Here is a 12,790-nt window from a genome sequence, read left to right as displayed (position 1 = left end):
TTAGAGGTCCCCTCTACGGTATTGCGAGTACAGATATGGTCCGACAATAAACAACGCCATGATGAATAGCACAACAGCGATTGTCGATCCATACGCCCAATTTTGATTTGCATATGCTTCTCTCACCATTCGTGTCGCCAAAATGTCCGCGGATGGTCCTGGCTGATATCCTGAATACATTGAGAATAAGAAATCAAATGCTTTCAACGCGAATACGGTGATGACGACAAGCGCACTAACTGTTGCTGTTCGTAATTGTGGGATGATAACCCGTCGATACATCTGGAATGTGCTTGCGCCATCAACACGGGCAGCCTCAAAGTGGCTTGATGGAATGCCTCGGAGCGCAGCGAGATACACTATCATTGCATATCCGCTGAACTGCCAAACAAGTGCAAATGCAACTGCAGCAAGTTTCAATTGTGGGTTCTGAACGATTCTGATGGGACCAATCCCAAATGCCTGTAATGTAATATTGATGAGCCCTGTCTGCGGATTATACATATACAGCCAAAATTTTGCTGTAACAACGAATGAGAGGCTCATTGGAAGTAAATATATTGTTCGAATGGTATTTTCAAACCGGATTTTCTGGTCGACTAAGATTGCAAGCACCAGTCCAAGAATGAGACAAACAACAGCAAATCCAATCATGAGCGCTATTGTATTCTGTGTTGCATTCCAGATAGGCTCAATACTGAGTGAGGACCACGATGGCGTTCCACCAGTGAATGCAATAATATAATTCTCCAAATCTAATGCACTGTAGTCCGGCTCACCAAGCCCAGCAAAATCTGTCAGTGATAACAGTATATTCCAGATAATTGCACCATAGACAAACAGTCCAACCAAGGCGAACGGGATAATCCAAAATGGGGCTGAGCGAACAGCATCACGTCGAAGAAATGACTGAAGACGGGTGAGTAGTCGCTGAAAGTGAGTAACACCGGAGCCACGCTGCCCGGATTGTGACCGCTGTCCTGGCTCCCGTTGTTGCTCACGTCCACGTCGCTCTTCACCAACATTATCGAATCCAAGCCGGGATTTACACTCTTCGATGAATCGATACATCTCTATGAGAGTTCTATATCATACTAAACGTTCACTATGATTGACTATCCATTCATAGCCTATGATAGATATTCTGTGATTTCTAATTGCATTGTATCGTATTGTGTATTTCTCCGATTATTATCGACATATTAATATATTATCGATATCCTTGCCCGTATTTCGGCGATATATAAGATACCTATCCGACGGGGCATCACCGGTATCATGATTTATTGTCAGTACATGATCTATTCATCTCAGGATTGTGTCAATCAAATCTATTTTGTTATTGTTATTGTTATTAATTCAGTATGCCTGTGCATGATTACTCGAAGGCGGTAACGAGCTTTTCTGCCGACTGATCGGATTCATAGCTTTCAAGAAAGCCGCTAAATGCGCTTCCAATATTAGTTGCGACACCTGGTGAAACAGCAAGTCCATGCTGAATTGACGGTGGCTGATTATCTGCAGTGGTGAAGTCATCATACTGATCCTGCTGGAATGAATTGAGTGCTGAGACATCAGCATCTTTCCGAGGTGGAATTGACCCTTTTGCCTTATTAAACCGAACCTGTGCTTCAGCACTTCCACAGTATCGTAAGAATGTCTTTGTTGCCTCTGGGGATGGATTGTTTGCGAAGTATGGGAATGAGTCCATATTGAGAAGATAGCTCCCCTCAGTGCCAGGATAGGTAACCTGACCCCAATCTTCGCCATAATTGAATCCGTCAGTCCCAGTATACGCACCAGCTGCCCAGTCACCCTGATGAATAAACGCTGCATCACCCTCTATCACCATCGTATTAGCTTCCGTGAAGCTAATCGAGGAACTATCACTCGGGTAATATTCACGCAAATTATTGACGCTTTCAAGTGCACGCTGCACCTGTGATACATCGCCATTTCCTTCGGTGTATGCAGTGTAGCCATCGATTCCAGCTTGTGCAAGAAGCGTTGTCTCCCATAGCTGGATTGTTGACCATCCACTACTTGTCTGCTGTGCGAACGGAACAGCGTCAGTATTTTCTGCGACAGTTGCACAAGCGTCAACGACATCTGCTGGTGATGATAGTGTGTTTGGGTCAACACCTGCCTCATCAAGCACCGCCGTGTTGTAAAATAGATTATTAATCCGATGGATATTCAGTGGGACTGTTACATACGTGCCATCAAGTTTTGCTTGCTCCTTGGGACCAGCTAAGTAATTCTCTCTTAGATCATCTGTCCAAACATCTTCCTCAATACTCGCATATGCCTCGCCGAATTTTGTCAATGTCTCTCCTGGCCATGTCTGGAACGTACTTGGAGGGTCATTTGCTTGGAGCCGATTTGAGACAACCTGATCAAGATTCCCACGGGCAGCACCGTTGACAGGCTCTTCAGCGAATGAGACGTCTGGATGTGCGTCTTGAAAGCCCTCGATAAGTGAAGCAATAGCCGCATTCCCGTCACCGGACGACCATGCATGAAGAAGTTCAATTGCGTTTGTGCCACTCTCATCTTCGCCAGATGTACTCTGAGAGCCACCGCCACCGCCGCCACCACTACATCCTGCTAACCCAGTGATGGTCGCTGATCCCGTCGCCGCTAAAATATCTCGACGCGAAAGTTGTGTTCTGTCTTTTGTCATTGATAATTCCCTATGGAACCTGCCTTGTTTTCCTAACCGCTAGTTCCAATATCAATTCAGAACATGTGAATATCTAAAGATTATGATTTACCATGTGCAATTGAAATACACAGCCGAGATAGATTCATATCATTGCAATTATCTTAAATAATATGGTTCGATGTAAAAACTGTGAGACATCCTTTGAGCACGCTGATGAGGTCAGCGAGGACGAGGTTGATAAGATAGAAACAACTGATGATAACCGACCGCGAATTCAGATTGGAACGAATAAACATGCAGTGTGGCGATGCCCGGACTGCGGTTCTGTTCTCGGCGTTCGGTAAAAAAGTCCAAACCAGTCGCTTTCTCACATTACTTCACTTGCCAATTAAGTTCAATATAAATATCTCGAATTTTCTGGAGTGTAAGATCAACCTCAATTGTGTTATTGTGCTGACTGCACTCATATCGTGAGATCTACGTGGATTTGACCGTTCACGGAATTTGCTCAATTTGTCGTCCAATGACAACTAAAGATATGGTGAGTATTCCAATCGCGGCTGGAACAAGAAGTTCAAATGCTGTAATGATGACGCCAGATGCCTGAATTCCAACCACAAGGAGAATAATCGGTCCACAGCATGCCGTTCCTGAAATGAGTCCGGGGACTCCAGCAAGGATCCCACCCGACGCACCGCGTAATCCACAGGTAGTCGGCTGACGCCAGAGTAACACCGATCCCGCGACATTCATTCCAACAAGTATCGCAAGTGCAAGCCCAATAACCGAATTAAATGAGAATAAATACGTGAAAGCTCCAATCTGCAACCGAGCGATCGGGCGATATGAGAATGGTCCAAGCGCAGGTGTAGTAAACGTCGCTAATGGATTCGAGACGACTGTAAGTCCCCACCCGCCAAGTCCAGGCGCAAGATGCCCAATACCCCATAGATATAAGCCAAAATAGATACTTCCAACAATGCTAACAAGCAACCCTAATCGACGCCGATGACGAATGGCATGTACCGTAACCGAAGCCCATTGTAGCAGCGAATTGATGACTGACATACTCTTTCGCCATCGTCTATCAGTATCTGTCGTGTCTATTGCATCTGTTGATTGTTCCTGTGAGCGTTCAGTCATTCGCATACACCGCAGTTTCTGGATAGTACCCTGCCCATGCAAACCACATCGCATCGAAACTGTACACGCGTGTAAGCGGCAGTGATGATGGATCATGTCTGGATCCATCTGGAGCAATGACCTGACCCTGTTCTTGATCACGTGTAAATGTCATTTCCTCTGGATTCTCATATACGTATCCAGTGTCAAGTTCTGGATCATAAACAGCAATAACAGATAGTTCATCAATCGTTCCTGAGAGGACCCCCGCTTGACGAAGGCTCTCTTTATGAAATGCAGCAGCTCCCTCCGGTGTCCGTGCTCCGTGAACAATTGTTTTCTTTGGATACCGATCATCTTGATGGAGTGCTGGGAATAATAACCGCTCATCTGCGTAGTACCCACGAAGCGGATTGTACGATCCGTATGGGTCGCGACCGTAATTCTTCGCATATCCAGTCTGCGTCGAAAGCACGCGTGTATCAGGATGTCGCTGCTTCCACTGCTTCCATGTTGTCCATGTCACTCGAATCGGAGTCAGCGAGTGAATCGTCGGCGACTCATTCCATGGTCCTGGAATTGCTGTTGCAAGCATTTGTGGCCACCATGTTTCGGTCGCACGGTCATACATCACGAGATTATTATTAATCAGTCGTCCTGAGACGCCGAAGGTAGTCTCACCACGGTCGAATCCTTGAGCAGTTCCGGTCAGCGGGCAATACGTTACTGTGATGTTCTCATCACCAAATGTATCATTAACAATCTCATGGAGGACGAGAATTGCCTGTGGGTACGCTTTTGTGATTCCATTATGAACGACTCCCAAGATTGGGTCGCCTGGGTCAAGTATCTCAGTTTTATCGCTCGAAACGAACGTCGGATTATCGATTGAAGGAATTCCATCTTTCTCTGGTCCTCCTGACTGCGCTGCTTCACGAAGTGCTGATGGTGATAGCGGAAGTGGAAGCGTGTTTTCACGCGTCGGAATGGACGCGCCTGTCTCTGTTGGTGACACTGTAGTTGAATGCTGCGATGCTTGCTCGGTGATATCTGACTCACTCCCATTGATACGACCAGAACAACCAGCAGTAAGTGCTGCAACAGTAGTAGTGCCAACGCTTGCGAGGAAGTGACGTCGTGCGGGCATGTTTTATGACCTGTATGATGTGCACCGGATTAATGCCCCGGCGTCTGTGTGTCGTCAATACACAACATGGATGACCATTGCAATAAATGGCATAATAATAAGCAATATCATCGTGACTAACGATCTACATCTGGTCAAACGTAACCCTGGACATGGTCAGATGGTCGTTATAATATTGATATGACTCTTATCGGAAGAGTGCACCCTTGTGTTGCCATTGTGTTGGGTCATCACCGGCGTTTCCTTTGATCCATCCTTTTGCATTACACTCACTACACTGCCACTGCTCTTCAAACGTACCAGCATCGGTTCCCCCCTCGGTATAGACGATGCTTATTGTCTTGCCCCCACAGCAATGACACATTTGCGGACGTCTCGTAGGGTCACGGCCTGCTATCGTCGTTTTCATCTCGTATATACGTATAATATCTCCAGTAACTTGTGTTTGTCAGATGTATGGCGTATTCATCATGGATGACCATGTATATTTGAGAAATCATGAAGATGACATGTGTATTATGCTACTTATAGCCGAACAGTATTATATCAAATTTATTTTATTTCAGCGATATTGACTTGCGTCATGAGAGTGCACAGACAGAATCTCTCAGGGTTTGACATCCTCCCCGTAGTAAATCGCAAGGCTTTCTCCTCAATTTTCCGTAATTCAAGCATAAATCCAACAATATTCTCTATTAGCTACTATTTGAGTTTAGCTTTCTCCCCTGATATCACCACTTAGCGTCTAGCAGTGTTTCACTTCTTGAGAGTTAGCTGGGAGGTTAAATATATTTGAGCCAATTAAAATAATAATCATATCTGTATGCGCAATCGACTTATTTCAGTATCAACGATTGTGTTCGGCGCTTTCGGTGTGATTATTGTGAATCTTATTCCGTTGATTGGCATTGCTGCCGGTGAGTGGAATCTTCGGGCAATTTTACTTATTTATTGGATTGAGGCAGTGACGACCGTCCTCATCGCTGCCACAAAATCACTCTTCGCTGAACAGGGATCGCCAGGGCTGCAGGCTAAAATGGAACCGCTGCATGAACTCCGTGCAAAGCGAGGAGGATTCCAGTTATTCCACGGATGGCCACCAATCTACCCTCGAAATATTCCATTTGCGCTTACAATACTTGGATTCTGGATATCAGTTGGTGCTCCTCCAAGTGTCTTGTATTTGTGGTTTGGGCATCCTGAGTTTATATTTTCAGTTGATATCCTTCTGAGTATTGGGGCGTTAGTTGGTATGCAGGTATTTGAATTTATGACCGAGTATATCGGTGAAAATGAGTATACGGATGTTTCTGCACAAGCAATCGTTCAAACACCAGCGCAGTTTTCTGCAGTCGTTCTCTCTGTTGGCATTCTCAGTACTGCTGGAGACAGTGTAACCGGTGGGGGGTTAGTTTTCGTTATTGTTATTATGAAGACCATCATCTCTGTGCGTCGATTTTATGCTGAGCATGCTGAAACGTCCATCCTCGCAGGGTTGCCTGATTTCATTCATCAACTGATCAGCCGTGTATTCGAGATGTCCCGCAGCGACGAGGATGAAATCGAACCACAACCAGAGGTGACCCTCCCTGATGCAGAGGTGAATGCACGGGTGAGCACTGACAGACGTGCGGTGCTTTTAGGATCAATCTGGACAATTATTTTTGGACTTTTCAATCGGTTTGGTGTTGGTTCACTCGTGGTTCCTGCAGTTGCTGTCATCATCGGGGACCCATTACTCATCGGTGTTGCGATGATAATTCCACTTGCAGTCTTCGGTGCCCAAGTGCTGAGTTTTTATCTTCGGTATGGAACAATCGAGTATCAACGGCGTGGTGATTCGATTGTTGCATATGATACCGTCTTAGATGCTCCACAGTGGATTGCACCGGTGCATACAGCCGAGTTTGAGGTTAAAAATGCGGTTTCTGACCGTCTTCTTGATACTGGCACGCTCGATATTACCGCTGAGAAGATTGATCGAGACATACAGTTTGGTCCAGTGAGCAACATTGAAACAGCAGTTGAGACGCTTGACCTTCCGGTTAGCCAGACGGACCGACCTGATCGCGATTTGGCTGTTATGGGCGCTGCAACCGCACTTGCACTCTCATTTCTTGTTGTTCCTATCGGAATGTATTTTTCTGAGAAGGTAGCACCACTCACTGCGATTGGGTTCACGATCGCGGTTGGTCCATTTCTGTTTATTCCGGTTGGATTATTAATACATGCAGGGCTGAGTCGGATTTAATTCATATATGCAATCTGGCTATCTCCTTGGGTTATGTTGACGGAAAATAACCCGCCATGTATACCCACGAAATTGAAACCACTGGCAGAAATAAAGCAATTAGTGAATGGCGCGGATCGATTCATGTTCTGGGCAACAGCGTTACTAATAGGGATACTAGTTCTTGGCGTTATCGTTGCGTTTACTGCCGGATGATACGTGACAGCAGGTATCCAGTCGGTAAGGGCGAGTATCCAAGACATCGTCTTTACTTTCAGTGACTCTCAAGCAATCTTTGAGTCGGGGTTTCATGATAATTAAGACGAATAGCTTCATCGACGGTGTCCGAAGGTGCAGTTTCAGCGACTCAAGTCATTGATACGGATCGCCACGGTGGTAAGACTCGAAGTAATCACTATCAGTGCACGCAGCAGGGTATCAAATCCACTCATCGAGACCAGTTTGAACAACTGATGTCTCAATTCGCTCAAACCCACGTTCAACTTCATCAGCCGGGACTTCCCAGTCATCAACAACATATGAGCGTGCGGCGTCCATATCTGGATTTATCGCTGTATGTAATGTATATTCATTAGTGACCGGTGGATCTAAGAATAATGACCGCACACGGTCAGCATGCTGAATGAACTCGTCACGGGCATCGAGAACACTCCAGAGATCGCCGTGATCGTTGATTGCTGATATCGCAGTTGCAGGACCAATCCCTGAGATACCATCATTAAAATCGGTTCCACACAGGATTGCCACATCGACTAATTGCTCTCGAGTTAGATTCTGGTTTTTGAGTGTTGTTTGAAGATCCATCAGCTCAGGATCACCTTTCGATGTGAGCTGTCGGACGGTGTACGGTGCACCAAATAAAAGAGTATCATAATCCTCACTGCCAACATAATCAACATCACCTCGAATAGCCATTTCCGCTGCTTGTGCTTCGCCTTCAGCAGGAGCTTCAATAATTGGTACGTCAAGCCGATTCAATAATCCTCGCGTTGTCTCATGGATTGTCTCTGTGAGTCGTTGAGTGCGTGCTTCAAGTCGAGATGCGGCGAGTTCATCACCCCGTTCTTCAGCAGCTGCCTGTAGTTCAACAGCTTCCTCGCGAGCGACTCGACGCTCTTGGACTTCTTCGTCTTTGAGTTCAGTCACTCCACCATCAAATACAAACACTGGCGTGAGATCATGCTCGAAGAATTTTGGAAGCCCCTGAACAACTCCAATCAAATTTGCTACCTCAACCCCCGATTCAGTCGTATATGCTGCATCGCTGGTGAATTTCACCGTTGTTGTGAGATACCGGTATAACCAGTTGTGTGCGTCAACGGCGATGACGCTCCCGGAAATATCATCGAAAGCGACTGACTCGAGTGCCGCCAATTGCCGCAACGCTGCATTTCCCATTGATAATACAATCACCCGACATAGACTAACCACTGTCGGTGTTTTGAGTACTGCTCAAGTGCACCCACCAGTGTTACTGTTGAATCTATCGATTAGACATAAGACGAATGTTCTCGTGTCTGATTCTGAAATGGTTTATTTGATGAGAGTAAGCCCGAATATCGACAACAGGATATACCCCAGGAAGTCACTCAGACGACAGGTGTGCATAAATAGTCACTGATAAAAAGTCAATCAGATCTGATATAAACCGCCTCAGGAGTTGATCCAGAGGCATTCACCTCCAACCATCTGTAAAACATCAGCGAGATTGTAACTGCTATTGTGTTGAGTTAACTGCAGTATGCAACGCTGGTGGGTCAGTTTCCTGTCGATTAGCTAGAAACGTCGACTCTGGGTCATCGTAATCGCGCTTGCGATATTCAGTAAGCCCAGATTGATACTGTTCATATGTCGTTGTTGCTGGGATCTCAGCAGGTCGCTCAAGCACTAATTCTGCAATTCCTGTCTCGCGACCTGTCCAGGCAAATCCGGCGCGATACATTGCCTCATATGCAAATGGATTATTGACAGCGATTCGAAGGCGGTCATACCCTCGATTAACAGCATGCGGAGTGAGTGATGCTGCCAGACGTGGTCCAAGCCCGCTGCCACGTTTATCGCTCCGGACGCTCACATATCGATAACACAATGTCGTGTCATCTGTCCGGTCAGCACTAAATGAGAGCGCTGCAAGCACCGAGTGATCATACGGGTCCGACTCAGTAGGATGATTTGTATTGGTTTCTGCATGCATCGACTGGTCTCGATCTGACTCATTCGCGTCGACATGCGCGTGCGCCTCAGGCGATGTGAAACTCTCAGATGAGTCCTCGGTTCTGAGGACTGCCTTTCCGACTGATGATAACACAAATTTTCCTGCGTATGCAAAGGATCGATAATCAAGTCGGAGTGTCGGTGCTTCTGGGGGCCACCCAAGCACGGTGAACTCCATAGAATTATATTGTAACTCACTCGAAAGAACATATCGATTATGACATTGAGAGCTGCTATCTTCACGTCGTCGGGCGCTTTCGATGTCATTGGTGGAAAGCATGTCGTAGAAACAACAAACCCTATTCTCAAGCACGCCGTCTTTGATGACTGAGTAGGGTGTGGTAGTTCACTATGGTACAGCTTGCACATGCTCATAGTGACAGGAAGAAACATGTGTACCGCATCCACACAATCAGAATGTGTCAGGTCGATATGGTCCCGGTGACGTCAGATTCTTTGATCGCATCGCACGGATTTATGCCACCGTAATGCCATCAGCGCCGACGGACTCAATCAGGGATGCATTTGTCGTTGCTAATCGACCCATTGAATGTGTGCTTGATGTTGGTGGTGGAACCGGACGAGCCGCTACGGGATTGCGAACCCTCGGAATCGACACAGTGGTTATGGATATCTCGATGCATATGCTAACATATGCTGCCTCAGATGGACATCCGGTCGTTGCCGGCGATGGAAGACATCTCCCAATCGCAACCAATGCTGTTGATGCTGCTGTGATCGTTGACGCTCTTCATCATATTCCAACTCCAGAACGTGCACTTACAGAACTTACTCGCGTTGTTGCCCCAGGTGGGATTATAATTATTCAGGAATTTGACCCAACGAGCACTCTTGGACAGGCACTCGTTTGGGCTGAGCACCGGATTGGATTCTCATCAACATTCTGGACTCCCGCTGAGTTATGCGATGAATTGAATTCGCCCGACACAGAATCATATCTTGTGGATGAGGGGTTTGAGTATGTTATCGTTGGTCGTATGAAATAGTTGATATTTCTGAAATTAAGTACCTCTTAATCCACTAAGTCAATCGAAATATCAATATCATGTCCCAGTGAATTTTCCAGTATAGTGCTCTATTCGATTTATTTATATTTGTCATTCACTGATCGGGACTGCTGGTTACAGTGGATTGGTTTTTATATATGCATAACCGGGTGAAGCTCTGATTGAGACTGAGATACTAAATCCGGGAAAGCCATTACCCACCCGTTATATGTAGCTATATGGCACATTCTGAGGAGTCATTTCTCACACGACGCATCGATGCTGGCGCGTATCCACTCGCAGTTGGAGATATACTAGGCATATCTGCAGTTCTTACCATTGGTGTCATCTTTCACAACGGGATTGAATATCTTTCAACCGCCCCGATTGGGTGGGGATTAACGATACTACCGTTTTTGATCGGATGGGTGGTTATTAGTCCATTAATTGGTGCATACTCTGCTGGTGCTGCAGAATCAGCAAAGGCTGCAATCCCACTTGCTATTCGTGCGTGGATACCCGCTTCGATTGTCGGGCTTGGACTTCGAGCTACACCAGTGTTTGATGGCGGAGCTGGGATTACATTTGTTGCTGTTGTGCTCATTACTGGTGCTATTGCGGTGACTGCCACACGATGGCTTTTCTTTTTGATCATTCGATAACTCGTTGTGTCACATCCTGAATTGAACAGAACTCTAAATAGCTGATGTCGCAGGTACTCCCCAGCTATGATTGATTGAAATATATACCATCGGCGAACCTGCGTATTTTCGGGTATTAAAGATATGATCCCTTCGCTCTTTATTATCGGTTATTTTTTCAACTGTGCAACGGTATAACATCAGACATTACCCACGGATCATCAGATTTCCGCTTGTGTGATGAGTTATATCAGATTATATACGTTTCCAGTACTGATGATTCCACCGGTTCTCAACCCCGGTTCACAAAGAGTTTTGCTGCCCTCGGTCAAACTGAGCTATATGACGGAATATACGGTTGAGTTTCTTGGTACTGGGGAGACAATCGAAGTATCAAACAAGCAGACAATACTCAAAGCTTGCATTGAAGCAGGAATCGCACAAGAGTACTCCTGTCGTGTTGGTATGTGTCTGGCATGTTCTGCTGAGATTGTTGAAGGTGATGTTGTCCAGCCAGCAGCACGTGGACTGACTGAGACTGAGCGAGATAACTATGCACTTACCTGTATGGCACGCCCCCAATCTGATCTTAAAATCCGCCGGGGTGTCTACCCGCCAAGCATTGAGCAGGATGCCACCCAGTCGGACATGGCTGCAGATGATTAATCCTTCTTAGCTTTGTCCCCCCTATCAGTTGTTGGTAATTTGATTTTGTATCCGAATCGGAATACGTAATCGGACGTTCAAGCTGAACTAAGCATAGCTTCGGATATAGACATTGGTCATATTGCCAACGACTGTTATTGAGCAGTGACTGAAACGCATATCAGAAATGAAAATGAAACGCAACGACATCGGATGTGGCGGTTTGAATAACACTTAGTCTTCGCAATCAAATATGAGAGTAACTCTCAGGTGATTCTGTTTATTAGTCTGAATATGAACGCTCAAACACTCAAACGCGAAATCGAGACTGAAGCAGAGAGTGCACTCCGTCAACTTGACTCAAATGAGTTTCTCCGTGCAGCAGCCGGCGGTGAGCCGACAGCACAGGCGCTTCTCGAAGCTGCAGCGGCAAGCGAACGCGCCGCAGCAGTGACGTTTGAGACCTGGACTCAAACTGAATCTGATGCTGATGCAAAAGCGGCATTCGAAAATGTTGTCGAACAGGAACGAACGCATCATGACCGCGTTACTGCAGCAATAGACACTATCGTAAGCACTAATAATTACAGTAGTAGCAGTGGCAGTGGCAATGGTAATGGCAATTATGATGCTAATCTTGAAGCACAAACTCAGGAGGCTCCAGGACCAATGCATGCGTATCTTCGCGGTCGTGAAACGACATTACAACGAATTGCATCCGGAATGGTTGGTCGTCCACTTGCAAGCCTTCAGACACATTCACGACTTATCTCGTATTTTGAGTCTCACTCAGATATAACTGCCAATGCCTCCCATGATGAGAGTATACCCGAAACAGAACATAATCCAGCAGTCACGCTATTTTATGATCTCTTCGATGAGACAGAAAAAGTTCTTGCTGACGGGCTTGACCTTCTCACAACACGATGCACGACCGAATCAGATTGGGATGCTGCAATAGCTGTTGCAACATATACTATTCGACTTGCAGCAGATGACACACGTGATGCACTTGCAGGCATGTCATAGTCGATATGCGACAAGGAATACAAAACCAGAACCAGAGCAAGATTAGAAAATCCGGCGTGTCGTATATGA

The 12,790-nt window shown here is 46.1% G+C and carries 13 protein-coding genes; 6 read left to right on the top strand and 7 right to left on the bottom strand.

Going from position 1 to position 12,790, the window contains the following annotated elements:
• Both HQRW_RS07540 and HQRW_RS07535 read right to left on the bottom strand, forming a co-directional pair.
• A complete protein-coding gene (locus HQRW_RS07540; RefSeq protein ID WP_014556128.1) occupies positions 1-1,071 on the bottom strand; it encodes a carbohydrate ABC transporter permease in 1,071 nt (356 codons plus the stop codon).
• A gap of 307 nt (positions 1,072-1,378) precedes the next feature.
• Positions 1,379-2,683 (bottom strand): ABC transporter substrate-binding protein, encoded by a 1,305-nt coding sequence (locus HQRW_RS07535; RefSeq protein ID WP_014556127.1) that lies wholly within the window; start codon positions 2,681-2,683, stop codon positions 1,379-1,381.
• 152 nt (positions 2,684-2,835) lie between these two features.
• On the opposite strand from HQRW_RS07535, the gene HQRW_RS16115 reads away from it, so the two are divergent.
• Positions 2,836-3,009: a hypothetical protein gene (locus HQRW_RS16115; protein ID WP_014556126.1), complete on the top strand. Its 174-nt coding sequence runs from the start codon at positions 2,836-2,838 to the stop codon at positions 3,007-3,009.
• Positions 3,010-3,160: 151 nt separating this feature from the next.
• Here the strand turns inward: HQRW_RS16115 and HQRW_RS07530 are convergent, their stop codons facing one another.
• From HQRW_RS07530 to HQRW_RS15840, 3 genes are all read right to left on the bottom strand, one after another.
• Entirely contained in the window at positions 3,161-3,808 is a 648-nt protein-coding gene (locus tag HQRW_RS07530) for a hypothetical protein (RefSeq protein WP_014556125.1), read from the bottom strand.
• Entirely contained in the window at positions 3,801-4,934 is a 1,134-nt protein-coding gene (locus HQRW_RS07525) for a DUF3179 domain-containing protein (protein ID WP_014556124.1), read from the bottom strand. The genes HQRW_RS07530 and HQRW_RS07525 overlap by 8 nt, the downstream gene beginning before the upstream one ends.
• A 187-nt stretch (positions 4,935-5,121) precedes the next feature.
• Entirely contained in the window at positions 5,122-5,298 is a 177-nt protein-coding gene (locus HQRW_RS15840; RefSeq protein ID WP_158307742.1) for a hypothetical protein, read from the bottom strand.
• A 459-nt stretch (positions 5,299-5,757) separates the two neighbouring features.
• Between HQRW_RS15840 and HQRW_RS16475 the strand changes: the two genes are divergently transcribed.
• The gene (locus HQRW_RS16475) at positions 5,758-7,185 is read left to right on the top strand and encodes a DUF6498-containing protein (protein ID WP_014556123.1); all 1,428 of its coding nucleotides are present in this window, start codon (positions 5,758-5,760) and stop codon (positions 7,183-7,185) included.
• 417 nt (positions 7,186-7,602) lie between these two features.
• On the opposite strand, the gene fen is transcribed toward HQRW_RS16475, so the two are convergent.
• Together fen and HQRW_RS07505 are read right to left on the bottom strand one after the other, a co-directional pair.
• Positions 7,603-8,583 carry a flap endonuclease-1 gene (fen, locus tag HQRW_RS07510; protein ID WP_014556122.1) on the bottom strand — a complete coding sequence of 327 codons (981 nt, stop codon included), beginning with the start codon at positions 8,581-8,583 and terminating at the stop codon, positions 7,603-7,605.
• A 319-nt stretch (positions 8,584-8,902) separates the two neighbouring features.
• Positions 8,903-9,577 carry a GNAT family N-acetyltransferase gene (locus HQRW_RS07505; RefSeq protein ID WP_014556121.1) on the bottom strand — a complete coding sequence of 225 codons (675 nt, stop codon included), beginning with the start codon at positions 9,575-9,577 and terminating at the stop codon, positions 8,903-8,905.
• A 241-nt stretch (positions 9,578-9,818) separates the two neighbouring features.
• Here HQRW_RS07505 and HQRW_RS07500 point away from each other — a divergent pair, with 241 nt between their 5' ends.
• The 4 genes from HQRW_RS07500 to HQRW_RS07485 all read left to right on the top strand — a co-directional run bounded on the left by HQRW_RS07500 (position 9,819) and on the right by HQRW_RS07485 (position 12,721).
• Positions 9,819-10,406 (top strand): class I SAM-dependent methyltransferase, encoded by a 588-nt coding sequence (locus tag HQRW_RS07500; RefSeq protein ID WP_014556120.1) that lies wholly within the window; start codon positions 9,819-9,821, stop codon positions 10,404-10,406.
• A 239-nt stretch (positions 10,407-10,645) separates the two neighbouring features.
• Complete coding sequence (locus HQRW_RS07495; protein WP_014556119.1) at positions 10,646-11,068, top strand: DUF3054 domain-containing protein; 423 nt, start codon at positions 10,646-10,648, stop codon at positions 11,066-11,068.
• Between the two features lie 321 nt (positions 11,069-11,389).
• Entirely contained in the window at positions 11,390-11,713 is a 324-nt protein-coding gene (locus HQRW_RS07490) for a 2Fe-2S iron-sulfur cluster-binding protein (protein ID WP_011571657.1), read from the top strand.
• A 273-nt stretch (positions 11,714-11,986) separates the two neighbouring features.
• The gene (locus HQRW_RS07485; RefSeq protein ID WP_014556118.1) at positions 11,987-12,721 is read left to right on the top strand and encodes a hypothetical protein; all 735 of its coding nucleotides are present in this window, start codon (positions 11,987-11,989) and stop codon (positions 12,719-12,721) included.
• The last annotated feature ends 69 nt before the right edge of the window (positions 12,722-12,790 follow it).

Origin of the sequence: Haloquadratum walsbyi C23, assembly GCF_000237865.1 — an archaeon.
Lineage (GTDB): Archaea > Halobacteriota > Halobacteria > Halobacteriales > Haloferacaceae > Haloquadratum > Haloquadratum walsbyi.
Note: the sequence above shows the minus strand (reverse complement) of the source record. Positions and strands in the feature narration are given on the sequence as shown.